This window comes from Chitinimonas sp. (genome assembly GCF_036568685.1).
Taxonomy (GTDB): Bacteria; Pseudomonadota; Gammaproteobacteria; order Burkholderiales; family Chitinimonadaceae; genus Chitinimonas.
The window spans coordinates 17,439-42,065 of the sequence record NZ_DATCSC010000018.1 but is presented as its reverse complement, the minus strand read 5'-3'; the positions used below and the strand labels follow the sequence as shown (position 1 = coordinate 42,065).

Genomic DNA, 24,627 nt, shown 5'->3' with positions numbered 1-24,627 from the left:
GTCGATCTGCCCAGGCTCCAGAAACATCTCCGCATACTGCAGATAGACCTTCTCGCGCACAAAGACCTCGAACAGGTCGGCGTCCACATGCTGGTCGCGGGTCATGCGGGCGAGGATGCCGAGCGATTCGGACAGCGTCTTGCCCGGTTTATAGGGACGGTCGCGCGCGGTCAGGGCCTCAAAGATGTCGGCGATGCCCATCATCCTCGCCTGCACGCTCATCTGTTCGCGCGTCAGGCCACGCGGGTAGCCCTTGCCGTCCATCCGTTCATGGTGCCCCCCGGCGTACTCCGGCACATTGAGCAGGTGCTTGGGCCAGGGCAAGGCCTCCAGCAGCCGTATGGTCACTTCGATATGGTGGTTGATCACCTGCCGCTCGGCGGCCGTCAGCGTGCCACGGGCAATGCTGAGGTTCTCCACTTCGTCGGCACTCAGAAACGGCATAGGCTGACAATTTGCGTCAGTCCAGCCGTAGGCCGCAATCTGGCGTACCCGCTCCTGGTCCTCTGGGCGCATGAATTCGCCACCTATATTGGCTCGGCGCAGAAAAGCCTGGTCGTCGGCATAACGCGCCAACAGCGCAGCATGGCCCGGTTCGTCCAGCTCCCCCTTCAGCCGGGCAATCTCGGCATCGCGCCGCAATACCTCAAAGCGGGTGTCGAGCAGCGTCATGCGGTCAAAGATGGTTTCGAGCTTGGTCGCCTTGTCCACCACATGGACCGGGGTGGTGATCTTGCCGCAGTCATGCAGCAGGCCGGCGATCTTGAGCTCGTACCTGTCCTTCTCGCTCATTTGGAAGTCCTGGTACGGTCCCCAGTCCACACGGCTGGTCGCCTCGGCCAGCAACATGGTCAACACCGGCACCCGTTCGCAGTGGCCACCGGTATAGGGGCTCTTGTCGTCGATGGCGGTGTTGATCAGATTGATCAGGGCTTCGAACAAGCTTTCCAGCTGGTTGATCAGCTGCCGGTTGGTAAGCGCAATGGCCGCCTGCGAAGCCAGCGATTCCACCAACTGCTGGTCCTCCGCGTTGAAACCCTCGATCTGTCGCTCGGCATCAAGCGCATTGATCAGCTGCAGCACGCCGATGATCGCGTTCTCGTGGTTGCGCATCGGTACCGTCAGAAAAGACTTGGAACGGTAACCATTGGCCGCATCGAAGCGCCGCGTGCCCGAGAAGTCAAAACCAACCGCTTCGTAGGCATCCGGGATATTGATGGTCTGTCCCAGCAAAGCCGCACAGCCGACCACGGTACTGGTATTGGGCGTACCATCCGGCAGGTGGAGCGGAATAGGTGGCATGGGCGGGCGCTTGCCGGTACTGCCGCCCAGGGCGATGCCCAGGGTATCGGTACGGACGATCTCGAACTCGAGCTGGTCACCGTTCACAAGGTAAAGGGTGCCGGCGTCGGCATCAACCAGGTCCTTGGCCGCGCAGAGGATCAGCTCCACCAGCCGGCCGATATCACGCTCAGCCGACAGCGCCACCCCCACCGCATTGAGCTTGTCGAGCCGCTGCATCAGCTCCGTGGCGTTCGCCATGGCACTCCCATCCCTGGTGGGCCACGTCCTGGCGTGGCCTTATCTATATCATCGGTGCAATATCACTTGATGCACACCGCCCGCACCTGGTGCAGGTCGGTAATGCCTTGCATCACCTTCTCTATACCATCCTGCTTGAGCGTGCGCATCCCCTCATCCAGCGCAACCGCCAGCAATTCCGCCACCCGGGCGTGTTCCTGAATGCGTTTCTTGACCAGGTCGGTCCCAACCAAGAGCTCATGCAGGCCCACCCGGCCCTTGTAGCCGGTCTGGTTGCAGGCCTCGCAGCCCACCGGGCGGTAGAGCGTGAACCGACCGTCCTTGTCGGCAAATTCTTTTTTCCATTCCTCCAGCAGCAGCTTCTGCGCCGCCGCCGGGTCCTTGGCCCAGCTGGCCGTGTGCTTAAGCTCCTCGGCATACTCGGCCAGGATCAACTTCAATTCATCCGCCGCAGGCTGGTAGGCCTCCTTGCACTTGCTGCACAGCCGCTTGGCCAGCCGCTGCGCCAAGATGCCCAGGAGCGCATCCGAGAAATTGAACGGGTCCATGCCCATGTCCAAGAGCCGGATGATGGACTCGGGCGCCGAGTTGGTATGCAGGGTCGCCAGCACCAAGTGGCCAGTCAGCGAGGCCTCGATGCCAATGCTGGTGGTTTCCTTGTCGCGCATCTCGCCGACCATGATCACGTCCGGGTCGGCACGCAGGAACGACTTCATCGCCGTGGCAAAGGTCAGCCCCGCCTTGGGGTTCATCTGTACCTGCCGCAAGCCCTTCTGAGTAATCTCGACCGGGTCTTCGGCGGTCCATATCTTGGTCTCCGGCGTATTGAGGTACTTCAGCACCGAATGCAGCGTGGTGGTCTTGCCCGAACCGGTCGGCCCGCAGACGAAGAACAGCCCATAGGGCTTGCTGATCACCGACTTCAGCGTCGCCTCGTTGCGCTTGGAAAAGCCCATCTTGTCGAGCGGCAGCGGCTCGCCGGAGGCAAGTATCCGCATTACCACGTCTTCCATCCCGCCCGCGGTCGGCACCGTCGCCACCCGCAGTTCGATATCGAGCGGGCCGTACTTTTTGAACTTGATCTTGCCGTCCTGTGGCTTGCGACGCTCCGAGATATCCAGATCGCACATGATCTTGAGCCGGGTCACGATAGGATCGCGGTAGGCCGCCGGTACCTCGATATAGGGCTGCAAGGAGCCATCACGGCGAAAGCGCACTTCCGTCTTGGCCTTGCCCGGGAAGGGCTCGATATGGATATCCGAGGCCCCTTGGTTGTAGGCATCGACGATGATCTTGTTGACGAGCTTCACCAGCTCGTTGTCCTGTGCCGCCGACAAGGCTTCGTGGCTGATCGCCTCGCTTTCCTCGCTATCGTCAGCCATGCCAGAGAGGATGTCGCCAATGGAGCCGGCGTCATAACTACCCTGGGCACCGAAGTAGAGATCCAGCATCTGCGCAAATTCCAGCTGGCTGCAGACCCGGTACAGCACCTTGCGGCCGGGCAGCACCTGCCCGACCATGCCATTGCTGCGCGCCCGCTCCGGGTCCGGCGTCACCACCAGGAGCCCCTCCGGCACTTCTTCCAGCGGCAACCATTGCGCCATCTCGGCAAAGTCGCGCTTGATGGTCTTGAGCAGATCGGTGGGCTTGAGCCGTTCCGGCTTGTAGGGCTCGTATTCCACGCCAAAGAAGCGCGCCAGCGATGCACCGACTTGGCTGGCCGCCACCTTGTACTCCTTGAGCAGCACCTCCTCGATCTCGCAGCCGCGCTCGCGCGCCCCCTTGATCGCGAGCTCCAGCTCGGCCGCGGTCAGCACCCCATCGAGTACCAGGTGGTCGTACTTGGTCCGAGCCAGCAACGGCCCCCCGGGCGAACGCTGGCGCAGCGCGATCGCCAAGGTCTTGCACAGGTCCACCGCCCCCTTCTCGCTCAGTGGCGGGAAAGGCCGGCCAGCACGGTTATTGATCAGCTGCATCACCCCCACCAGCTCGCCGGATTTCTCGTCGACGATGGGGGCCACCATCATCTGCTTGGTGCGGTAACCGGTGCGTTTATCCACCTCCTGCAAAAACGCCAAATGCGGGTGGATGGCCTGCAGCTCGTTCAGATCGTACACATCCTTGATATTGAGCAGCCGTTTACTCATGGCCACGAAGCCCGCCACGCTCTGCTCCGACAGCGGCAGCTTGATGTCCTTGAAGGAGTGCAACCCTGTCTTGACCTTGGAGACAATGGCGTTGCGATCCTCGTTGAGGACATAGACCGTCAGCCGGTCGGCATTGAACAACTCGCAGATCGGCTGGCTCACCTCCAGCATGATCTCATCGAGGTTGCTGGTGGCATGGATGCGATTGGTCACCGCCTGCAGATCGCGGATCAGTTGCAATTCCAGGGTCAGTTCCGGCGCACCGGCCGCAGCTTTGTTCATGATGGTCCGCTTAACTCGTTTACGGTCTTGGGTAATTGAAGTAATTCAGCCAATTCAAAGCACTTACGAGCGTCAGCGAGGCTCCCCGCAGCGGCGGGGCGGGGGTGGATTAAAACAGGGGAGAGCTACTGGATCAGCCATCCCTGTCGCCTGTACCGCCCTACACTACCCGTCACTGACCCAAGTTCATAACAGGCTCTCGCTCTCAAAATTCCAGGATCTGGCCGTTCTTGAGCATGCGGGGGTGGAAGGCGGCGGCATCCTCGCCTATCTCCTGCATGGTCAATTCGACCTCGCCAGGCTTGAGGTGGGTGATATAGATCTCGGCCGGCCGGGTCATACGCGAGAGCTCGCTCGCCAGCATGGCCGGGCAGAGGTGGCGCGAAGCTTCTGCCAGCGCGCGCTCGCGGTTGCAGAAAGCCGTTTCGATGATCAGCGTCTTGAGGTTGGCTATTGCATTGAGCGCCGGCCAGAAGTCGTCGTTGATGGTGGTATCGCCCGAAAACACCAGGCTGTGCTGGCCCGAATCAAGCTGATAAGCCACCGCCGGCACCGTGTGCAGGGCCGGTAGCGCGGTCACCGTCAGGTTGGTCTCCACCTGCAGCGTATCGCCCAACTCAAACGGCACAAAGCGCATCCAGGGCGAGGCCGGGTCGGGAATCTCGCGGAAGTCGGGCCAGATGTGCCAGTTGAAGACATGTGCGGTCAACATCGCCAGTGTGGCGCTGGTCGCGTAGACCGTCAGCGGCTTACTGCGCATGGCACCGACCGTGTCCACCATCAAGGGCAGCATCGCCACATGGTCCAGATGGGCATGGGTCAGAAAGACCTGGTCGATCTGGGCCAGTTCAGCCACCGACAGGTCCCCCACCCCGGTACCCGCGTCGATCAGGGTATGACGGCCGACCAGGAAGGAGGTCGTGCGCATCCCCGCGCCTATCCCGCCGCTGCAGCCCAGTACTTTCAGACGCATCGCCATGGTTCCGCCTCGCGCCCTACTTGCTGTCGAACTCGTGGACACCATCCCAACCGGGCGGTGGCGGTACCTTGCGGAACTGGGCGATGCGCTCCAGATAGACCTGGTACAGCCGGCTCGGTCCGGCCTGCTTGCTGAGGTTGATCAGCTGCAGCTCAGCCAGATCCCAATCCTGCGCCCGGTAGTGCTTAAGCGCCATATGGAATAGCTCGACCGAATTGCGTAGCGGCTTCTCTACCGCGCCGGTTTCGCCTATGGGTTCATAGATGGTGACGGGGTCGTCGCGCCCCTTGACCTTTACCCGGTCCAGCTCGCGGAACAGCACCCCGTCCTTGACCGCCTGGCGAGTATGCTCGCCCACGATCATACCCACACCGTAGTGCTTGGTCAGGCTCTCCAGCCGGGCCGCCAGGTTGACCGAATCGCCCATCACCGTATAGGCCTTACGGATCTGCGACCCCATATCGCCCACGGTCATCCGCCCAGTATTCACTCCCACGCCGATAAAGACCTCAGGCCAGCCCTTCTCCTTCATCGCCGGGGCGATCTCACGCATCGCCCGCTGCATATCAAGGCCGGCGAGCACGGCATTCTTGGCATGGTCGGGGTCGTGGATGGGCGCGCCCCAGAAGGCCATCACGCAGTCGCCCATATATTTATCGATGGTGCCGAGGTAGCGGGTACGGATCACATTGGACAACGTGGTCAGGAACTCATTCATGAAGCGCGTCAGCTCCTTGGGCTCCATGCTCTCGGAGATGGTGGTGAAACTGCGCACGTCAGAGAACAACACGGTCAGCTCCCGGCTCTGCCCCTCCATGGAATATTTTTCCGGCTCCTCGCTCATGCGCTCCACAAGCTCGGGCGGCACGTACTGGCCGAACAGGCTGGCCATCTGCTTCTTGTTGCGCGATTCGAAGAAATAGCCGTAGGCCATCGAGATCGCATATAGCAGCATGATAGTCAGCAGCGAAGCCGCCAGCGGCAACGCCAGCCGTGAATATTTCCACAGGGCAAAGTCGGCCAACGTCACCAGCAGCACGAGGCTGGCTGCCAACAGGGTCGCCGGTAGCGGATTGAGCCTGATCAGCGCCACTGTCATGACACCGCCCAGGCAAATCAGCAGCAGAAATTCCGCCCCGATCAGATAGTCCGGCTTGCCCGGCAGCGTGTCGCCCAGCATGCCAGCGATCAGGTTGGCGTGAATCTCCACCCCAGGATAGACCGCATCCACCGGTGCCACCCGCAGGTCATTCAGACCTGGCGCCGTCGTACCTACCAGTACCATGCGGCCGGCCAGATCCTCAGCCCGCACCCGGCCATTGAGCACATCGCTGGCCGAGAGGTATTTGAAACTGCGCTGCCGGCCACGGAAAGGCACCAGAGCGCTGACCTCCTCGTCCACCGGCAGCATCAAGGGCCCGACCTTGAGCCACTCCAAAGGCGCATAAGCTCGGAGCGGCGATTCCACATACTGTGGTTCGATCTTGGGGAAGTTCAGATAGGCCCGCACCATGGCCAGCGACAAGGACTCGTAGTACTTGCCATCATGTTCCACCAGCAGCGCCACCCGCCGGGTCACGCCGTCCGGGTCAGGGCGCGGATTGAAGTGTCCGGCCGAAGTCGCCTGGGCCATCAGTACCGGCAGATTGGCGCCAAAGCCGGTGGCCTGCACCGGTCGCACATTGCGGCCCTTGAACATGCCGGCCGGCAATACCGCTTTGGGCAAGACGCCAGCACGCGGTGCATTGGGCTCAAAGCTGAAGTAATAGCCCAGCACCACCGGCCGGCCGGCAAGGCTCTTGGCCAGCACGCCGTCGTAGTCCAGGCTTTGCTGCAGGGTATCGAGCCGGGCCAGGAAGGCCGGATCGTCCTTGAACTCGGTCGCTGCCAGTTGCTTGAGCACAGGCAGGCCGGAGCTCACGTCCCTCTCGGCAAAAACGATATCAAAGCCCACTGCTGCGGCCTTATAGTCCTGCGTCAGCCGCGTCACCAGTTGCGCCACCGTCTTGCGTGGCCAGGGCCACTGGCCCACCTCGGCCAGGCTCTTTTCGTCCACGTCGACGATCACCGTACGTGGATCGACACCACCTTGCATGGTCAGCGCCACCCGGGCGTCGTACAGCCAGAGGTCGATCTGCTCCACCAGCCGCGGCCGCCAGGCATAGGCGGCGTAGCTCAGGAAGAACACCAGGACCGCCAAGCTCAAAAGCAGCTGCAGCCAGTATTTGCGCAGGGTCTTCATACCAGCCTGGCGGCGCCTTCGATCACTTGTAGAAGAATTCCATCTTCACCCCAGCCAGTTCGATCACCGCCTTGTCCGCCAGCAGCTCGGCATGCACGCCGATCTCGCGGCCATTGACCAGCGGGTGGCTCGGCCCTTCCACATGGGTAATGAAATAGCCGGTCGGCCGTTTGGTGATAATGGCCACCTGCACGCCCGGCTTGCCCAGGGAGGTCAGATTCTTGACCAGGTCCAAGGTCTTGCCGGCATTGCCGCCGCTAAGCACCTTGATCGCGCCGGGGCGTACTTCGCCCGCCGCCGGCGCGGCGGCTTCGGCAGCGGCTGCCTGGGGAGCGGGCGCCGGGGCCGGTCGCGCAACCGGGATCGGCATCTGCTCGGTATGCGCAGTCAGCGGCGAAGTCCCCGCCGGCGCCGTGGGCTTGAGCGCACCCGGCTTGATCACCATGGTCTTGTCGAAATCATCCGGCAGGCCTGGCTTGGTACCCTCGCTCACATACTTGAGCTTGTACTTGCCCATCTCGATCATGTCGCCGTTTTGCAGCATCTGTCGCTTGACGGTCTGACCGTTGACCAGCGTGCCATTGGTGCTGTCAAGGTCTTCCAGGAACACGTCCGAGCCGATCACATCGACCCGGGCATGGTTGCCCGACACCGCCAGATTATCGATCTGCAGATCGTTGTTCGGCTTGCGGCCGATGCTGACAGCGTTCTTTTCCAAGGTGTACTCGCGCAGCACCGTGCCGTCGAGGCTAAGTATCAGTTTGGCCATCCCAGTGTCCTTCCCAAATCAGCGCGCCAACCAGCCAAACAAGCGGGACCGGAGGCTGCGCTCTGCAGCAAAGCTGCGATTGATGCGTATCAGTATGACGGAAACATTGTCCCGCCCACCATTGTCATTGGCCATCTGCACCAGTTGCTCTGCCGCCAGCGGAAGGTTGTTCGGCAGGGTACTGAGCACCAGTGCGATGTCCGGATCGTCGATCATGTCGTTGAGGCCGTCGGAGCAGAGCAGATAGATGTCGCCGGATTTGACATCGAAGTCATTGAGCTCCGGATCAAGCTGCGGATCTATGCCCACAGCGCGCGTCACGAGGTTCTTGTTCTGCGAACGACGGGCCTCTTCTTCCGTGATCAGACCGTTGTCGAGCTGCTCCTGAAGCAAGGAATGGTCCCGCGTGAGTGATTTGAACTCACCGTCTCGCATCCGATACAGCCGCGAATCCCCCACATGGGCCACCGTGACCCGGTTGTCGTAGAACAGCGCCGCCACCAGGGTGGTACCCATGCCAGCGCATTGCGGCTGGCTTTGCGCAGTCTGGAAGATCGCCAGATTGGCCTTTTCGATCTCCAAGCGCAGGATGCGGTGGGCCGCCGGCTTGCCGCTCATGGCCTCGGGCACATGGGGCGGCACCACCTCCAAGGCGGCAGCGATACCCTGCGCCAGCAAGGTGGTCGCAATCCCGCTGGCCACCTCGCCAGCGTTGTAACCCCCCATGCCGTCGGCCAGGATCGCCATGCCGCGGGCTGCGTCGAAGGAGATCGCATCCTCATTATGTCCGCGCACCATGCCAGCGTCGGTCATGCCATGCATTTCTATCGAGTGGGCCAAGGACTTCACGACTTTGCCCCCTCGGTACTCGGCTTGGCCAACAAACGCCTCAGCGCGTCAGCAAACTCCTGCCCGGTCTGGAAGCGCTCATCGGCGTTCTTGCGCAGCGCCTTGTCGATCACCGCCACCAGGCGGTCCGGCAGATTGGGGTTCAGTTCCTTGGGGTTGGTATAGGGTTCGTTGGCAATCCGGAACATCAGCTCGGCCATCGATTCACCCTTGAACGGCAAGGTGCCCACGCACATCTGGTACAGCATGACCCCCAGGCTGAACAGGTCGGAGCGGCCATCCACCTTCTTGCCGCTGAGCTGCTCGGGCGACATATAGCTGGGCGTGCCCAGCACCATGCCGGTCTTGGTCTTGCTGGAATCGGTGATCCGCGCGATGCCGAAGTCGGTCACCTTGACCACCTTGGTATCGAGCTCGTACATGATGTTGGCCGGCTTGATATCCCGGTGCGCCACATGCTGCTTGTGAGCATAGTCCAGCGCCTCGGCGGTCTTGATCACGATATGCACCACCTCGGCCGCCGGCAGCAGGTGGCCCGCCTTGGTGTAGGGGCTCAGATCCTTGCCCTTGAGGAACTCCATGGCGATATAGGCCAGGTCGTGCTCCTCGCCCGCGTCATAGATGGTCACGATATTCGGGTGGTTGAGCCGGCCGGCGGTCTCTGCCTCGCGGAAGAAGCGGCTGCGCGCCTCGGCCAGCTCGTCCGGCTCAAACTCCTCGCTGAGCGCCATGGTCTTGATCGCCACCACCCGGCCGATCTTGGGATCGCGCCCGAGGTAGACCACCCCCATCGCCCCCTTGCCCAGCTCCTTCTCCACCTGGTAGCGGCCCAGCATGGGCTTCTCTACCGCCTCGTTGTCCAGCACCAGGGTGCTGGCATTGCCACGGCTGGCACCGCCCCCCAGGATCACCGTTTCCGACATCTGCTTGGCGCGGCTGAGCTTGCTGGAGAGATCGCGGTACTTGGGGTCGTAGTCGGCCATATGGCGGTAGACCGCCTCGGCCTTGTTGAACTGCCGCTTGCGCTCGAAGTCCAGCGCGAGGTTGTAGAGGGCGTCCATCATGCTGGCGTCCATCGGCACCTTGCGGAACTTGTCGAAGGCCATGTCGAGCTGCCCCTGGCCCTGGAAGGCCAGGCCCAGCATGCGGTTGGATTCGGCCGCACCCAGCTCCGACTCCTCCTTGCCGCGCTCGGTCAAGAGGAAGCGCTTGGTGGTCAGCACCAGGTGCCCCACCAGCAGCAAGGCAGCCGGCGTCATCATCTCCAGCCAGATGAGCTTGCTGCTCATCAGCACGAACTGGGTACCGATCAGCAGCACGAACAAGCCAGCGGTCAACATCGCTGCCTGGCCGGCACGCAATCGGGGCAAAAGGCCGATCAGATACGCGGCCACCAAAAGGCACAACAGCATCTTGAACCAGGGTGCCCAGCCCGGTTGGGTGAAGTAGTCCTGCTGCAGAATGCTGGAGAGCGTATGCGCCAGCACCTCCACGGGCGCCATGGCCGCAGAGACCGGGGTCACGAAGCTCGAGCCCACACCTGCCGCGGTCGCGCCAATCAGCACGATCTTGTCCTGATACTTGTCGACCGGGATCTTGCCGCTGGCCACGTCGTAGAAGGCGTCGATGGGAATGACCGATTTACCGTCGCGCGGCTTGTAGTAGTAGGGGTAGAAGGAAGCGTAAGCGGTAGTCTGCAGCTTCACCTTGCCAAACTGCACCGACTGACCAAGCTGGGTCACCACCTGCGCCGGCGCCACATTCAGGCTGCGCGCCGCCGCCAACAGGGCCAGCGAGGGATAGAACTGGTCGACATAGCGCATGACCAGGAATTCCTCGCGTACCACACCATCCACATCCGGCACCGCAGTCAGGTGACCAATGCCGGCCGCCTTCTCACCGATCCGCGCAATAGGCGCGATCATCTGCCGGCTGGCCACCGGCAAGCCGCTGTTGGCATCGCCACCGGTCTCCACCTCGTTCTTCTTCACGAAGGGTGGCGTTTCCTTGTCCGGGTTGCCCTGCAGCTCGCCCTTCTCCAGCAGCATGGGCAGCAGCACATTGCCGGCCTTGCCTACGCTGTCGGCCAACTGTGCATCCACGTCCAGCTTGACCGCCGCCTCTTCCAGCAGCGAGCCGAAGCGGTCGCCCGGACCGGCCTCGGCACCGCCCTGCTGCCTGCGGTACAGGTCAAGCAGCTGCTTGATATAGGCCGCGCCCTTGTCCTGCTGGGGCTCTGTGAAAAATACCGTGCTGACGATCAGCTTGGGATTGGCGGCTGCCAGCTTATCGATGAACTGGGCATGGATATCACGCGACCAGGGCCAGCGACCGATATTGTCGAGGCTCTGCTGGTCGATGGCGATGATGGCGATGCGGTCACTGGGTGTGCGATTGGTCAGGCTGACGCCACTGTCGTAGGCCTTGCGTTCCAGTCCTGCCAGCAGGTTGGTGCTCAGCCCGGCAAAGGCGAACAGCACGACAACCACGATGCCGACGAACCAATCGGCCTTCCAAAAAGCACGTTTCATTCTTTCTCCCTGGCCCGGACAAGCTGCGGGTTGTTGGAAGAGTAGTTGGCAATACCGCCCGACGCTAGTCCACAGGCCGTTTTAGGCGCAGGATAGTCCGCTTTTGCCGACATCATCATTCGGCCGCAGAAGCCAGAAAACGCAGCACCGCCACCTTGCGGCTGAACTCGCGCCAAGCGTCAGGGTGGTACTCCTCCAGATGGCGATGGTCACGCTGCCAGCCGAACAGGCGAATCGCATGGGCAGCGAGCCCGGTTGGCACCGGATCGAACTCCGACAAGCCCACCATCAGTTCGGCCTCGAACAGATGCCGCACATCCACGCTGACCAAGAGCTCGCCATCGGCCAACTGGCTCAACTGCTCGGCTGCCTGCCGTTCGTTGCCAAGTTCGGCCAGGTCCAGCAGGCGATCCACCGCCTCCAGCGCCTCGGCCTCCTGCAAGCGCAGCTGCAGCCACTCCACCGTCTTGGGGTCCCGCTCCAGCAGCCAGTTGCCCGGCTTGGTCCAGCCAAAGAGCTGTACCGCCGCGCGCAGAAAGTCATCGTGGTTGGCGGCAATATCACAGCACACCCACAGCATGCCGTCCTCGAACAACCGCCATAGCACCGGGTCGCGGGCCGCTTCGTCGCGCAGACCAAACTCGGCCAGCACCAGCTCCAGCGCCGCCATGGCCTCGTCGCGCGTCCCCTGCTCATTGAGCTCGGCCAACTTCTCGATATGGGGCCGCAGGCGCGCCTCGGCCTCGATCTCGGCCGGGTCCCGCTCCCCCGGCACCACGACCGGTGCGGGCGGTTGCTGGTTCAGTTCGTCCAATTTCCACAGCGCCGCCTCAAAGGCTTCGCGCAAACGCTGGAAGGCCACCGGATCATCCTCGGGCCGGGTGGTCTTGAGCAGGCGGGCATAGGCGCGCTTCACCTCGCGCTCGTCTGCGGTTGGCGCCATGCCCAGCACAGCCCAGCAATCGTTCTCACTCACAGCCAACCCTCGCCTTCCAGTTCGTCCAGCAGCTGCTTCAGCTCCTGCCGGCCGGCCACAATCGCCGCCTCATCCTGTTGCTCCAGCAGGGCCTGGAAGTGCGCACTGGCCTGCGAGACCCACTGCCGCTGCTCACCCAGAGTCTGCTGGAACAGCCGGTCGGCACGCGCCAGCAGCTGGGCATTGGGCAGCAATTCGCGCGGGTGGATCTTGAGCTGGGCCAACGCAGCCAGCCGCTCCTCGATCTGCGCCGGGGTCAACACGCCCGGGTTGTCTTCAATCACCAGCCGGTGCTTCTCACCGGTCTCGCCCACCGTCATCTCGGCCTCCAGGAGGCCGTTCACGTCATAGGTAAAGCGTACTGCCACGCTGATCTGGCCGGCCGGCCGCGGCGGCACCGGTATGGTCAGTTCGCCGAGGAAGATATTGTCCTGCACCATTCGGCTCTCGCCCTGGAAGATGCTGACATGCAGCGCGCTCTGGTTGTCGGCAATGGTATTGACCGTCTGCTCGCGCGAGATCGGCACCACCGAATTGCGCTCAATGATGGGCAGGTAAAAGCCCGGCTGGAAGCGCCCCGGCGCAATCTGCTCGCTGACCTCGATGCCCAGCGAATAGGGGCTGACATCGGTCATCACCACTTCGTTGAGCGTCACGTCCCGCACCTTCAGGCCCGCCATCACCGCCGCGCCACGCGCCACCACCTCATCCGGGTTGAGGTTCATGGCCGGCATGCGGCCAAACAGCTTGGCCACCAGCTTGCGTACCATGGGCATACGGGTCGCACCACCAGCCAGCACAATCTGGTCAAGGTCTATCGCCTTCAGCCGTGCATCGCGCAGCGCCTTCTCTATCGGTTCGCGCAGGCGCTTGAGCAGGGGCTCGCACAGTTTCTGGAAGGTCGCCTCGTCCAGCACCCAACGCAGGGTTTCACCCTCATGGTTCAGCTCGAATGCCACCTGCTCGTTGCCGCTCAATGCCCGCTTGACCTGCTCGGCCTGCTTGCGCAGCGCCTGGTAGCGCACCGGATCGGCCATCTTGTCGGTAATGCCGTGGGGCTTGCCCACCTGCTCGATAAAGCCATCGATCAGCACTTCGCTGAAATCCTCGCCCCCGAGGAAGTTGTCACCGGCCGAGGCTCGCACCTCCATCACCCCCTCGAAGAGCTCAAGGATGGAGATATCAAAGGTCCCGCCGCCCAGGTCAAATACCAGAAAACGACTCTCCGGCTCGTTCTGGTGCAGGCCATAAGCCAGTGCTGCCGCGGTCGGCTCGTTGACCAGCCGCTCCACCTGCAGCCCGGCCAGTTGCCCGGCAATGCGGGTGGCCTTGCGCTGGGCATCGCTGAAATAGGCCGGTACCGTGATCACGGCCTCACTCACCGGCTCGCCCAGATAGCGCTCGGCGTCTTCCTTCAGCGACTTCAGCACCAGGGCCGACAACTCTTCCGGCCGGAAGCTCTGCGCGCCCAACCGGGTCTGCCGGTCCGAACCCATATAGCGCTTGAACACCGAGGCCGTCAGCTGCGGATGGGTAATCAGCCGCTCACGCGCCGCCAGACCGACCAATACCGCCCCCTGATCGTCGAGACCGACAACCGAAGGCGTCAGGTGATGGCCCAGCGCGTTGGGGATGATTTCCGCCTGCCCGTCGCGCCAGACGGCAACGAGGCTGTTGGTGGTACCCAGGTCTATACCGATGATCATGTCGCTCAATGCCTGAAATCCGGAAACAAGCCAGCTATTTTACGTCATGACGACGTAAACCCGCCTGCGTGAACCATTTTCACGCACACGGGCATACACCGCAGCGGGCCGGCGCAGGAAATTGCACCAACCACTCGTTCGCTTTTTCTGAATGAAATCTTGAAAAACCTCCGCTATCGTCATGCGGAACTCGGCTCAATAATGCATGCCAACTAGCAGTGCCATTGATCAACCGCAAAGAAAGGCACCCTCCAACATGGTAACCAAGTACACGCTTCCCGCCCGCCTGCTGCATTGGCTGGTGGCGCTGGGCATCTTTGCCGCCTTTGGCTTGGCGCTGGTCGTCGACGATATGCCGCTGAGCCTGACCAAGCTCAAGCTGATCAACTACCACAAGTGGATAGGTATCACCGTACTGGGCCTGGTCGCCCTGCGCCTGCTCTGGCGCCTGGGCCATAAGCCGCCGCCGACCAATGCGCAGATGGCGGGCTGGGAAAAGACGGTTGCCGCCATCACGCAAGGCCTGCTCTACCTCCTGATGTTCGGTGTGCCGCTCGGTGGCTGGCTGTACTCCTCGGCCAAGGGTTACCCCGTGGTCTGGCTGGGCCTGGTACCGCTACCCAATCTGATGGAAAAGAACGAAGAGCTGGCCGCCACCCTCAAGGAGGTCCATGGTGCCGGCGGCTGGGCCATCATCGTCCTGTCGGTACTGCATGCCGCTGCAGCGTTCAAGCACCATTTCATCCAGCGCGACGACACCCTGAAACGAATGCTCTGATCCGGCGTCCTAGTCTGCCGATCCCGTCTTGCCAAAGTTAACTGGAGCCCTCTGCCCATGAAGAAACTGCTCGCCCCCCTCGCCCTGCTCGCCGCCGCCGGCCTTGCCCAGGCTGCTCCGGCCGATACCGCCAAGAGCTCGGTCAAATTCGTCTTCACCCAGATGAATGTGCCGGTTGAGGGCCAGTTCAAGAAATTCAGCGCCGACGTCGCCTTTGATACCGCCAAGCCCGATGCCGGCAAGGTCAGCATCGCGGTCGAGCTTGCTGCCACCGACGCCGGCAGCGGCGATGCCAACCAGGCAGTGCAGATGAAGGAATGGTTCAACACCGCCGCCTTCCCCAAGGCCACCTTCACCGCCAGCCAGTTCAAGCCCCTGGGCGGTGGCAAGTTCCAGGCTATCGGTCAGTTCGGCCTCAAGGGCAAGAGCGCCAGCCTGACCGTGCCCTTCACCGTCCGCCCCGAGGGCAACGGCCAATGGTTCGAAGGCGCCTTCCCGCTGTCCCGCCTCGCCTGGAAGGTCGGCGAGGGCGAGTGGGCTGATGTTGGCGCCGTGGCTGACGTCGTCCAGGTCAAGTTCAAGCTGTTCGTACCCAAGTAAGTCCGCAAACCGGCCGGCGCCCTTGGGCGTCCGGCCTGCAAACCCAACCCTGCTGCAAACCCAGACGGAGTAAACACCCATGCAAACCAAGCTGATCGCCACCCTGATCGCCGCCGGCCTGTCGGCCGCTTCCTTCGCTGCCACCGAGAAGTTCGTGCTGGACAGCACCCACACCTACCCCAGCTTCGAGATCAGCCACCTGGGCTTCTCGATTACCCGCGGCATGTTCAAGGACACCGAGGGCACCCTGGAGCTGGACCGTGCCGCCAAGACCGGCAAACTGGAAGCCACCATCAAGACCACCTCGCTGGAAACCGGCTTCGACAAGCGCGATGAGCACGTGAAGAGCAAGGACTTCTTCAACGTGGCCGAATTCCCGACCGCCGTGGTCAAGGCCGACAAGTTCAGCTTCGACGGCGAAAAGCCGGTCAAGGCCGAAGGCACCCTGACCCTGCTGGGCGTGACCAAGCCGGTCACCCTCAACATCACCCCGCTCAAGTGCGACATGCGCATGGGCAAGGACTTCGTCTGCGGCGCCGACGTGGCCACCGTGATCAAGCGCAGCGAATGGGGCATGAAGGCCTATGTGCCCTTCATCGGCGACGACGTGAAGATCGCTGTGCAGGTCGAAGCGATCAAGCAGAAGTAAGCCGGCTACGGCCCGACAAAAAACCCGCCATCGGCGGGTTTTTTGTTGTCCTGACACAGGTCGGTCAGATAGAAAAATCCTCACTGAACACCCGCACCGAACGCGGCCGGATATACACCCGCTCACCCGCCGCATAGCGCTGGCCGGCATAGGCCTCGCGGCTCAGCTCGGCCTCTACCGGGTCGCCGTTTTCCAGGCTCAGCTCCAGTCGAACTACCGAGCCTATGGCACGGACATGGTCCACCTTGGCCGGCAGGGTCTGCACGGCCGGCTCGCGCAGGAGCTCGATATCGTGCGGTCGCACATAGGCGATCGCCCCGTCGCCCCCGGGGGCCGCGTGGCCCACGTCGGCAAAGCCGCCATGCACGCGGCTGTGGAACAGGTTCACGTCACCCAGGAACTGGTACACAAAGGGGGTGGCAGGCGTGTCGTAGACCTGTTCCGGCGTCCCCACCTGCTCGATCCGGCCCTTGTTCATCACCACCACCCGGTCAGCCACTTCCAGCGCTTCTTCTTGGTCATGGGTCACGAATACCGAGGTCACATGCACTTCCTCGTGCAGGCGCTTGAGCCAGCGGCGCAACTCCTTGCGCACCTTGGTATCGAGCGCGCCAAAGGGCTCGTCCAGCAGCAGTACCTTGGGCTCCACCGCCAAGGCCCGCGCCAGCGCAATCCGCTGCCGCTGGCCGCCGGAGAGCTGGGCCGGGTAGCGGTCCGCCAGCCAATCGAGCTGTACCAGATTCAAGAGTTCGTGCACCCGGCGCTTGATCTCCTTGTCGCTCGGGCGGGTGTGCCTGGGCCGCACCCTGAGGCCAAAGGCCACGTTCTCGAACACGGTCATATGGCGGAACAGCGCATAGTGCTGGAACACAAAGCCGACCTGGCGTTCACGCACATGGGTGTCGGTGGTGTCCTCGCCATGGAACAGGATCTGGCCGCTGTCCGGCGTCTCAAGGCCCGCAATGATGCGCAGCAAGGTGGTCTTGCCGCAGCCCGAAGGCCCCAGCAGCGCCAGCAACTCGCCAGTTTCCACCTTGAGGTTGACATCGTGCAGGGCGGTAAAGGCACCGAACTGCTTGGCAATGGCGTTGATTTCAATGCTCATGATCTATCTCTCTGGCCGGCCTAGCAGCCGCACTCGTTCTTGCGGCTCACTGGTCGAACACGGCGGCGCGGTCCGCCGCCATCTGCCGTTCGGCCTGCCATTCCACCCAGGTCTTGGCCACCAGGGTCACCAAGGCCAACAACGCCAGCACCGAAGCACAGGCAAAGGCGGCCACGAAGTTGTATTCGTTGTACAGAATCTCCACATGCAGCGGGATGGTGTTGGTCAGGCCGCGGATATGGCCGGACACCACGCTCACGGCACCAAACTCGCCCATCGCCCGCGCATTGCAGAGGATCACCCCGTACAAGAGGCCCCACTTGATATTGGGCAGGGTGATCTTCCAGAACATCTGCCAACCACTGGCGCCCAGCACCATGGCGGCCTGCTCCTCCTCGGTACCCTGCGCCTCCATCAGCGGAATCAGCTCACGGGCCACAAAGGGGAAGGTCACGAACACCGTGGCCAGCACGATGCCCGGCACGGCAAAGATGACCTTGATATCGTGGTCCTGCAGCCAGGGGCCTATCCAGCCCTGGGCGCCGAAGATCAGCACATAGATCAGGCCCGCCACCACCGGCGAGACCGAGAAGGGCAAGTCGATCAGGGTGATGAGCAGGCTCTTGCCGCGGAAGTCGAACTTGGCAATGGACCAGGCCGCCGCCACCCCGAACACCAGGTTGAGCGGCACCGCGATCACCGCGGTCAACAGGGTCAGCTTTACCGCCGCCAGTGCGTCCGGGTCCTGCAGCGACTGCCAGTAAAGGTCCCAGCCCTTCTTCAGCGCCTCGGTAAAGACCGAAGCCAGCGGCACCAGGAGGAAGAAGGCCAGGAACAGAAAGGCTGCGGCCAAGAGGGTCCAGCGCACCCAGCGGGGCTCGGTGGTCGCAATCGAACGGGTTCCGTTATTTACTTGATGCATGACGGCCTCACTTGCGCATGCCGTGACGGCGCGCATGCCACCACTGGATCAGGTTGATGACCAGGATCAGGGCGAAGGAGATCAGCAGCATCACCGTCGCAATGGCGGTCGCCCCTCGGTAGTCGTACTGTTCCAGCTTGCCGATGATCAGCAGCGGGGCGATCTCCGATTCAAGCGGGATATTGCCGGCGATAAAGATCACCGAGCCGTATTCGCCGATCGCCCGGGCAAAGGCCAAGGTAAAACCGGTCAACAGCGCCGGCAGCGCGGCCGGGAAGATGATCTTGCGGAAGGTCTGCCAGCGATTGGCACCCAGGCAGGCAGCTGCTTCTTCCAGCTCGGATTCCAGATCCTGCAGCACCGGCTGCACCGTCCGTACCACAAAGGGCAGACCGATAAAGGTCAGCGCCACCACCACGCCCAGCGGCTTGAAAGCCACCTGTATGCCCAGCGGCACCAGGAAGCTGCCTATCCAGCCATTGGGCGCATAGAGGTTGGTCAGGGCAATCCCGGCCACCGCGGTCGGCAGGGCAAAGGGCAGGTCCACCAGCGCATCCACCAGCCGCTTGCCCGGAAAGGTGTAGCGCACCAGTACCCAGGCTACCAGAAGGCCCGCGAACAGATTGATCAAGGCCGCGATCAGGCTGGCGCCAAAGGTCAGCTTGTAGGCCGCCAGCACCCGCTCGGTTGTTACGACCTGCCAGAAATCGGCCAGCGTCAGCCCGCTGGTCTTGATGACCAGTGCCGACAACGGGATCAGTACGATCAGGCACAGATAGATGAGCGTGTAGCCAAAGGCCAGGCCGAAGCCCGGCAGCACACTGGGTTGTTTGAAGCGCATCGTGGCAGCAGACGAAAAGTTGAAGAACCGCGGGCAGCCAGGGCCGCCCGCAGGTCAGAATCAGTGCTTCTTGTTGAAGATCTGGTCGAAGGTGCCGCCGTCGTCGAAGTGGACCTTCTGCGCATTGCGCCAGCCACCGAACACCTCGTCCACGGTGAAGAGCTTCACCGCCGGATATTGGGCAGCGTACTTCTTGGCCACGGCCGGGTCCTGCGGGCGCAGATAGTTCTGCGCGGCAATCTCCTGGCCTTCCGGCGTCCACAGGAACTTCAGGTATTCCTCCGCCAGCTTGCGGGTACCCTTCTTGTCCACCACCTTGTCGACCACACTGACCGGTAGCTCGGCGCGGATGGACAGGCTGGGGTAGACCACCTCGAACTGGCCGCGGCCGAATTCACGGGCAATCATCTCGGCCTCGTTCTCGAAGGTCAGCAGCACATCACCAATCTGCCGCTGCATAAAGGTCGTGGTCGCGGCACGACCGCCGGAATCGAGCACCGGCACATTCTTGAGGATGGCGCCGACAAACTCGGCCGCCTTCTGCGGATTGCCGCCAGGCTGCTTGAGCGCATAACCCCAGGCCGCCAGATAACTGTAACGACCATTGCCGGTGATCTTGGGGTTGGCCATCACCACCTGCACACCCGGCTTGGCCAGGTCGGACCAGTCCTTGATGCCCTTGGGGTTGCCCTTGCGCACGATCAGCACCTGCAAGGAGGTAAACGGCAGGCTGTTGTTGGGCAGACGGCTGGCCCAGTTCTCCGGCACCAGCTTGGCCTTGTCGTACAGCGCGTCGATATCCGGCGGCATATTCATGGTGATCACGTCAGCTTCCAGTCCGTCGATCACCGCCCGCGCCTGCTTGCCCGAACCACCGTGCGACTGCTGGATGGTCACATCCTGGCCGGTCTTGGCCTTGTAGGCCTTCACAAAGGCCGGGTTCAGGTCCTTGTAGAAGTCGCGCATCACGTCGTAGGAGACGTTCAGCAGCTCTGGGCCAGCCAAGGCGGCAGCGGAAAGGCCAGCGGCCAGCGTGGTGGCGATCAGGCGGGTAAGCTTGGTCATGTGAGGGCAACTCCGGATGGAAGTCTTGAGCGCGACAGGATAGCAGTCGCCTTATATAGCCATTAAGAATGGTTAATTCAGAACTGAGAACTGGGGCAGCTATAGGGTGCACCGAGATCTGTGAGTACAACGCCCCACCCGGCGAAGCCGGGTGTTAACCGACAACAGCGGCTCGACGGCCCCTTCGCTTTTTTTAGCCCACTCCCCCCGCCCTCGCCGCCGCGAGGGGGCCTCGCTGACGCGAGTCAGTGAGTTTTTATAGACGTCGCCAGATGCGCCAAACCTGTCAGAGCGTGCTTACTCGGTGGCAATACGCACTGCAAAGCCCTCGCCCAGGTAGCCGTCGAGGGTGGATTGAGGGAGGCCGGCGGGGAGTTCCAGGACGACGTTGGCGGGTTGCAGGTCGAAGTGGTGCAGCATGCGGGCGAAGGTGCTGCCGTGGGCGGTCTTCACGTAGTCGAACAGGCGCACGTGGATGGGCAGCACCAGCGGTGTGCGCTGGCCCTGCACCACGAAGTGGTTGAGGGCGTGGATCAAGCGGCATAGCCGGTCCAGCTTGAGCAGGCCATCGGCCCCGCTGGCCAGGCTGAACAGCTTGTCGGCCGGGAAAGGCTCACCGTCCGGCCCCAGCACGTCCAGCTCGGCACGGGCCAGCCTGGCGCCACCCACCTCCACCGGCCGGTAGTGGCTACGCAGTTCGCACTTGAAAAAGCGCCCCAGCACGCCCGCGTCGTCGAGCCCCAGCGGAAAGCCGGCCACCCACTGCGCCGGCAGGCTGGCCACGCGCTCGCTGAGCAATTGCAGATCGTGCTCGTTCATCGATTTCCTCCGTAGCGGACCCATCCGGCAATAACGAAAAAAGCCCGGGCATACCGGGCTGAAGAGACAGGGGTCCGGTCTTACTTGTTCGGTTGTGGCGTCAGCCGCAGATAGGGGCGCAGGGCGCGATAGCCTTTAGGAAAGCGGCGCTGGATTTCCTCAGTATCGGTCAGGCTGGGCACGATCACCACATCATCGCCATCCTGCCAGTTGGCCGGCGTTGCCACCTTATGGTGGTCGGTCAGCTGCAGCGAGTCCAGCACGCGCAGGATCTCGTTGAAATTGCGGCCGGTACTGGCGGGGTAGGTCAGGGTCAGGCGGATCTTGTGGTCAGGGTCGATCACGAACACCGTGCGCACCGTCAGGTTGAGCAGCGAATTGGGGTGGATCATGTCGTACAGCGTCGCCACCTTGCGGTCCGGGTCGGCCAGGATGGGGAAGTTGAGGGTGACCGACTGGGTCTCCTCGATATCCGCCACCCAGCGGCCGTGTGAATCCAGGGTGTCGACCGACACCGCCAGCGCCTTGGCATTGCGGCGGGCCAGCTCGTCCTTGAGCTTGGCGGTATAGCCCAGCTCGGTAGTGCAGACCGGCGTGAAATCGGCCGGATGGGAGAACAGCACCACCCACTGGCCGGCAGCCCAGTCATGGAAATGGATGGTTCCCTCGGTCGATTCCTGGCTGAAGTCGGGGGCAATATCGCCCAGTCGCAACGTCATGGCATTCCTCCTCGCGCTGACTCTCGCCGCCGCAGAGAGAAATTGAAATTTGTACTTCCACACCCGCCGCCATTTCAATGCGCCGACGAGCGCAGCGAGGTTCCCCGCCGGCGGGCGGGGCGGAGGGGCAGGGACTCAATCAAGGAAAGTGAGTACTGCCTCAGTATCTTTTGCCGTTAAGCGCACTGGTGAGCGAAGTCGTTGCCACCTGCAAGGTGGCTTACTACTTCGGCCCCCTCCTTGCGGGGACTCCCGTGCGCCTTATCCACCATATGGTGCTCGCAAGCGTTGATCAGCCAGCCCACTCACTTGCTCACATATATCTGGTCGAACACGCCGCCATCACCGAAGTGGGCCTTCTGCACCTTGCCCCATCCGCCGAACACCTCGTCGATGGTGAACAGGTTGACCTTGCCAAACTGCTTGGCGTACTTGGCCGCCACGGTCGGGTCGATGGGACGGTAGTAGTTCTGCGCGGCAATCTCTTGCGCTGCCGGGCTGTACAGGTATTCGAGGTAGGCCTGCGCCACCTTGGTGGTGCCATGCTTGGCAGCGTTCTTGTCCACCAGCGAGACGGTGGGCTCAGCCAGGATGGAGGCCGAAGGGGTCACGATGTCGAACTTGTCCGGACCCAACTCCTTCACCGACAGATAGGCTTCGTTCTCCCAGGCAATCAGCACGTCGCCAATGCCACGCTCGACAAAGGTCACGGTCGAGCCACGGGCACCGGTATCGAGCACCTTCACCTGCTTGTAGAGCTTGGTCACATAGTCGCGGGCCTTGGCTTCGCTACCGCCAGGCTGCTTCAGCGCCCAGCCCCAGGCTGCCAGGTAGTTCCAGCGGGCGCCGCCCGAGGTCTTGGGATTGGGCGTCACCACCTCCACACCCGGCTTGAGCAGGTCCGGCCAGTCCTTGATCTGCTTGGGGTTGCCCTTGCGGACCAGGAACACGATGGTCGACTGGTAAGGCGCGCTGTTGTGCTTCAGGCGCTTTTGCCAGTCGGTGGGCAAGAGCTTGGCCCGCTCGCTGATCTCATCCACATCGCCCGCCAGCGCCAAGGTCACCACGTCGGCTTCCAGGCCGTCGATCACCGAACGCGCCTGCTTGCCCGAACCACCATGCGATTGCTTGACCGTGACGTTGTCGCCAGTCTTCTGCTTCCAGTACTGGGCAAACGCCTTGTTGTAGTCCTGGTAGAGCTCGCGGGTGGGGTCGTAGGAGACATTGAGCAGGTTGATGTCCGCCGCAATGGCAGACAGGGGCAGCAGGGCGGCGGCGAGCAGGCTGGCCAGAGGCAGGCGTTTCATACAGGGCTCCATCGGTTTGGATTGGTATGGCGCCACTCTAGCCAGCGTTCAAAATTCCACAAATGAATTTGAAATTAGATTGTTATTCCATAAACAACTATTGAATGAGTAGCGCATGGCCGCCCGGCCCCTACCCCTAGCAGCAGGCATCAATACCGCTACAGCCCAGCTCTCCCCTCATTACACACCGCCCATACCCTCAGGTTCGGCCAAGCAAGTGCAAGAGTTTGCATAAAGCACTGACGAGCGGCGGCGAGGTTGCCACCGCGCTTGGCGCTTTGGCGCCTAGAAAATGTGCGTGTAAAGCTCGGGAGGAAGTGGACTAAAACATAGAAAGAGCTGGGACGCCGAGTTCGAACCAAGTAAAGCGCTCGGGTTTCCCAAGCGCCTGCGCTGCACTCGGCATCCGCATGCAAGGTAAACGGGCTCTTGCCATACCGACCAGCACGTTTACTTTTATAAACATCTCTATCATCTTCCCGTGATGAACCGAATGCTAAACTCGATTGATTATGGGACCGGCTTGCAGACGCCGTTTGCACTGCCTCCCACCGTGCCATCCGATATTCGTACCGAGGAATTCCATGTCTCGCCGTCTCGTCTTCTGGCTGATCGGTGGCGGTGTCGTCGCCGTCGTCGCCTGGGCTGCCTTCAAACCCGCTGGAGCACAAGCCGACAAGAGCGGCCCAGGCGGCCGCCCCACGGTCGTTGCCCTGGTCGACAGCAAGCTGCAGGACGTACCGGTCCGCTATGAAGCCCAAGGCACCGTCACCGCCCTGAACTCGGTCGAGTTGCGCCCGCAGGTCGCCAGCACCATCCGCGAAGTCCACCTCAAGGAAGGCCAGGACGTACAAAAGGGCCAGCTGCTGTTTACCCTGGATGGCCGCAACGACGTCACCAAGGTCGACCAGTCGGCCGCCGACCTGGCCCAGGCCGAGGCCCAGTTGGCCGATGCCGAGCGCAACCTGGTACGCGCCAAGGAGATGGTGCGGCAGAACTTCGTCTCGCAAAGTGCGGTCGATACCGCCCAATCCACCGCCGACAGCCAACGCGCCGCCGTGGTCGCCAAGCGCGCCGCACTCAATTCGGCCAAGGTCGGCCTGAGCTACCAAAGCCTCACCGCCCCCTTTGCCGGACGCGCCGGCGCCATCGACGTCCACCCAGGCTCGCTGGTGCAACCGGGTAGTACCGCCCCCCTGGTCACCCTCACCCAGCTCGATCCCATCGCCGTCAGCTTCACCCTGCCACAGGCCGAGCTGCCGCGCCTCTTGGCCGCCCAGCAGAGCGGCAAGATCCCGGCCCAGGCCCTGCTCGACCAGAATGGCACCCTGGATGGCAAGCTGACCTTTATCGACAACACGGTCGACGCCGCCAGCGGCACCATCCGCCTCAAGGCCGAGTTCGCCAATCCCAAGCGCCAGCTCTGGCCCGGTGCCTACGTGCGTATCGCAGTCGATCTCGGCACCGACAAGAACGCCGTGATCCTGCCGGTCGGTGCCTTGCAAACCGGCCCGGAGAAGCAGTTCGTCTACCAGGTCGGCCCCGACCAGACCGTGCAGCCACGCGATATCCGCCTGTCGCGGATCTTTACCCTCGAAGGCAAGCAATACGCCGTGGTCGCCGGCCTCGAAGCCGGTGCCAAGGTGGTGGCCGAAGGCGGCCAGAACCTGCGCCCCGGCGGCAAGGTCACCGAAGCCAAGCCCGGCGGCAAGAATGACGGCAAATCCGGCGGCAAAGGCGGCCCGCAGGCCCAGGTAGCCGACGCCCAAGCCAGCCACTGAGGCCGGAGGTCGCCCCCA

20 protein-coding genes are annotated in these 24,627 nt (G+C 62.6%); 4 read left to right on the top strand and 16 right to left on the bottom strand.

The window, feature by feature from the left end; all coding sequences use genetic code 11:
- The 9 genes from VIM95_RS03125 to VIM95_RS03085 all read right to left on the bottom strand — a co-directional run.
- The coding region (locus tag VIM95_RS03125) for an HD domain-containing phosphohydrolase (RefSeq protein WP_331982903.1) at positions 1–1,542 on the bottom strand (1,542 nt) is incomplete at its 3' end.
- Positions 1,543–1,604: 62 nt separating this feature from the next.
- Positions 1,605–3,971 carry a GspE/PulE family protein gene (locus tag VIM95_RS03120; protein WP_331982901.1) on the bottom strand — a complete coding sequence of 789 codons (2,367 nt, stop codon included), beginning with the start codon at positions 3,969–3,971 and terminating at the stop codon, positions 1,605–1,607.
- A 205-nt stretch (positions 3,972–4,176) separates the two neighbouring features.
- A complete protein-coding gene (locus tag VIM95_RS03115; protein WP_331982899.1) occupies positions 4,177–4,944 on the bottom strand; it encodes a 3',5'-cyclic-nucleotide phosphodiesterase in 768 nt (255 codons plus the stop codon).
- A gap of 22 nt (positions 4,945–4,966) precedes the next feature.
- Entirely contained in the window at positions 4,967–7,192 is a 2,226-nt protein-coding gene (locus VIM95_RS03110; RefSeq protein WP_331982897.1) for an adenylate/guanylate cyclase domain-containing protein, read from the bottom strand.
- A gap of 22 nt (positions 7,193–7,214) precedes the next feature.
- Complete coding sequence (locus tag VIM95_RS03105) at positions 7,215–7,961, bottom strand: FHA domain-containing protein (RefSeq protein WP_331982895.1); 747 nt, start codon at positions 7,959–7,961, stop codon at positions 7,215–7,217.
- A gap of 18 nt (positions 7,962–7,979) precedes the next feature.
- Positions 7,980–8,810 (bottom strand): Stp1/IreP family PP2C-type Ser/Thr phosphatase, encoded by an 831-nt coding sequence (locus VIM95_RS03100; RefSeq protein WP_331982893.1) that lies wholly within the window; start codon positions 8,808–8,810, stop codon positions 7,980–7,982.
- Complete coding sequence (locus tag VIM95_RS03095) at positions 8,807–11,341, bottom strand: serine/threonine-protein kinase (protein WP_331982891.1); 2,535 nt, start codon at positions 11,339–11,341, stop codon at positions 8,807–8,809. The genes VIM95_RS03100 and VIM95_RS03095 overlap by 4 nt, the downstream gene beginning before the upstream one ends.
- Before the next feature lie 115 nt (positions 11,342–11,456).
- Entirely contained in the window at positions 11,457–12,317 is an 861-nt protein-coding gene (locus VIM95_RS03090; RefSeq protein ID WP_331982889.1) for a hypothetical protein, read from the bottom strand.
- Complete coding sequence (locus VIM95_RS03085; RefSeq protein ID WP_331982905.1) at positions 12,314–14,023, bottom strand: molecular chaperone HscC; 1,710 nt, start codon at positions 14,021–14,023, stop codon at positions 12,314–12,316. Before VIM95_RS03085 ends, VIM95_RS03090 begins: the two co-directional genes overlap by 4 nt.
- Before the next feature lie 256 nt (positions 14,024–14,279).
- Here VIM95_RS03085 and VIM95_RS03080 point away from each other — a divergent pair, with 256 nt between their 5' ends.
- The 3 genes from VIM95_RS03080 to VIM95_RS03070 all read left to right on the top strand — a co-directional run bounded on the left by VIM95_RS03080 (position 14,280) and on the right by VIM95_RS03070 (position 16,050).
- Positions 14,280–14,801, top strand: coding sequence for a cytochrome b (locus tag VIM95_RS03080; RefSeq protein ID WP_331982887.1), 522 nt, complete (start codon positions 14,280–14,282; stop codon positions 14,799–14,801).
- Between the two features lie 57 nt (positions 14,802–14,858).
- Positions 14,859–15,401 (top strand): YceI family protein, encoded by a 543-nt coding sequence (locus VIM95_RS03075; RefSeq protein ID WP_331982885.1) that lies wholly within the window; start codon positions 14,859–14,861, stop codon positions 15,399–15,401.
- Positions 15,402–15,480: 79 nt separating this feature from the next.
- On the top strand, positions 15,481–16,050 hold the full coding sequence (locus VIM95_RS03070; RefSeq protein WP_331982883.1) for a YceI family protein: 570 nt from the start codon (positions 15,481–15,483) through the stop codon (positions 16,048–16,050).
- Positions 16,051–16,114: 64 nt separating this feature from the next.
- Here VIM95_RS03070 and VIM95_RS03065 read toward each other — a convergent pair whose 3' ends face one another.
- The 7 genes from VIM95_RS03065 to VIM95_RS03035 form a co-directional block, all read right to left on the bottom strand.
- Positions 16,115–17,155: a sulfate ABC transporter ATP-binding protein gene (locus VIM95_RS03065; protein ID WP_331982881.1), complete on the bottom strand. Its 1,041-nt coding sequence runs from the start codon at positions 17,153–17,155 to the stop codon at positions 16,115–16,117.
- Between the two features lie 46 nt (positions 17,156–17,201).
- Positions 17,202–18,077: a sulfate ABC transporter permease subunit CysW gene (cysW, locus tag VIM95_RS03060; protein ID WP_331982879.1), complete on the bottom strand. Its 876-nt coding sequence runs from the start codon at positions 18,075–18,077 to the stop codon at positions 17,202–17,204.
- 7 nt (positions 18,078–18,084) lie between these two features.
- A complete protein-coding gene (cysT, locus tag VIM95_RS03055) occupies positions 18,085–18,918 on the bottom strand; it encodes a sulfate ABC transporter permease subunit CysT (RefSeq protein WP_331982877.1) in 834 nt (277 codons plus the stop codon).
- A gap of 60 nt (positions 18,919–18,978) precedes the next feature.
- Complete coding sequence (locus tag VIM95_RS03050) at positions 18,979–19,983, bottom strand: sulfate ABC transporter substrate-binding protein (protein WP_331982875.1); 1,005 nt, start codon at positions 19,981–19,983, stop codon at positions 18,979–18,981.
- Positions 19,984–20,280: 297 nt separating this feature from the next.
- A complete protein-coding gene (locus tag VIM95_RS03045; RefSeq protein ID WP_331982873.1) occupies positions 20,281–20,802 on the bottom strand; it encodes a hypothetical protein in 522 nt (173 codons plus the stop codon).
- Between the two features lie 80 nt (positions 20,803–20,882).
- Positions 20,883–21,521, bottom strand: coding sequence for a peroxiredoxin (locus VIM95_RS03040; RefSeq protein ID WP_331982871.1), 639 nt, complete (start codon positions 21,519–21,521; stop codon positions 20,883–20,885).
- 305 nt (positions 21,522–21,826) lie between these two features.
- Entirely contained in the window at positions 21,827–22,828 is a 1,002-nt protein-coding gene (locus VIM95_RS03035; protein ID WP_331982869.1) for a sulfate ABC transporter substrate-binding protein, read from the bottom strand.
- Between the two features lie 584 nt (positions 22,829–23,412).
- On the opposite strand from VIM95_RS03035, the gene VIM95_RS03030 reads away from it, so the two are divergent.
- The gene (locus VIM95_RS03030; protein WP_331982867.1) at positions 23,413–24,609 is read left to right on the top strand and encodes an efflux RND transporter periplasmic adaptor subunit; all 1,197 of its coding nucleotides are present in this window, start codon (positions 23,413–23,415) and stop codon (positions 24,607–24,609) included.
- The last annotated feature ends 18 nt before the right edge of the window (positions 24,610–24,627 follow it).

Excerpts from the sequence above, each read along its gene's own strand:
- VIM95_RS03120 (WP_331982901.1), bottom strand. The coding sequence starts at position 3,971 with ATGAACAAAGCTGCGGCCGGTGCGCCGGAACTGACCCTGGAATTGCAA.
- VIM95_RS03115 (WP_331982899.1), bottom strand. The coding sequence starts at position 4,944 with ATGCGTCTGAAAGTACTGGGCTGCAGCGGCGGGATAGGCGCGGGGATG.
- VIM95_RS03110 (WP_331982897.1), bottom strand. The coding sequence starts at position 7,192 with ATGAAGACCCTGCGCAAATACTGGCTGCAGCTGCTTTTGAGCTTGGCG.
- VIM95_RS03105 (WP_331982895.1), bottom strand. The coding sequence starts at position 7,961 with ATGGCCAAACTGATACTTAGCCTCGACGGCACGGTGCTGCGCGAGTAC.
- VIM95_RS03095 (WP_331982891.1), bottom strand. The coding sequence starts at position 11,341 with ATGAAACGTGCTTTTTGGAAGGCCGATTGGTTCGTCGGCATCGTGGTT.
- VIM95_RS03085 (WP_331982905.1), bottom strand. The coding sequence starts at position 14,023 with ATGATCATCGGTATAGACCTGGGTACCACCAACAGCCTCGTTGCCGTC.
- VIM95_RS03080 (WP_331982887.1), top strand. The coding sequence starts at position 14,280 with ATGGTAACCAAGTACACGCTTCCCGCCCGCCTGCTGCATTGGCTGGTG.
- VIM95_RS03075 (WP_331982885.1), top strand. The coding sequence starts at position 14,859 with ATGAAGAAACTGCTCGCCCCCCTCGCCCTGCTCGCCGCCGCCGGCCTT.
- VIM95_RS03070 (WP_331982883.1), top strand. The coding sequence starts at position 15,481 with ATGCAAACCAAGCTGATCGCCACCCTGATCGCCGCCGGCCTGTCGGCC.
- VIM95_RS03065 (WP_331982881.1), bottom strand. The coding sequence starts at position 17,155 with ATGAGCATTGAAATCAACGCCATTGCCAAGCAGTTCGGTGCCTTTACC.
- cysW (WP_331982879.1), bottom strand. The coding sequence starts at position 18,077 with ATGCATCAAGTAAATAACGGAACCCGTTCGATTGCGACCACCGAGCCC.
- cysT (WP_331982877.1), bottom strand. The coding sequence starts at position 18,918 with ATGCGCTTCAAACAACCCAGTGTGCTGCCGGGCTTCGGCCTGGCCTTT.
- VIM95_RS03050 (WP_331982875.1), bottom strand. The coding sequence starts at position 19,983 with ATGACCAAGCTTACCCGCCTGATCGCCACCACGCTGGCCGCTGGCCTT.
- VIM95_RS03045 (WP_331982873.1), bottom strand. The coding sequence starts at position 20,802 with ATGAACGAGCACGATCTGCAATTGCTCAGCGAGCGCGTGGCCAGCCTG.
- VIM95_RS03040 (WP_331982871.1), bottom strand. The coding sequence starts at position 21,521 with ATGACGTTGCGACTGGGCGATATTGCCCCCGACTTCAGCCAGGAATCG.
- VIM95_RS03035 (WP_331982869.1), bottom strand. The coding sequence starts at position 22,828 with ATGAAACGCCTGCCTCTGGCCAGCCTGCTCGCCGCCGCCCTGCTGCCC.
- VIM95_RS03030 (WP_331982867.1), top strand. The coding sequence starts at position 23,413 with ATGTCTCGCCGTCTCGTCTTCTGGCTGATCGGTGGCGGTGTCGTCGCC.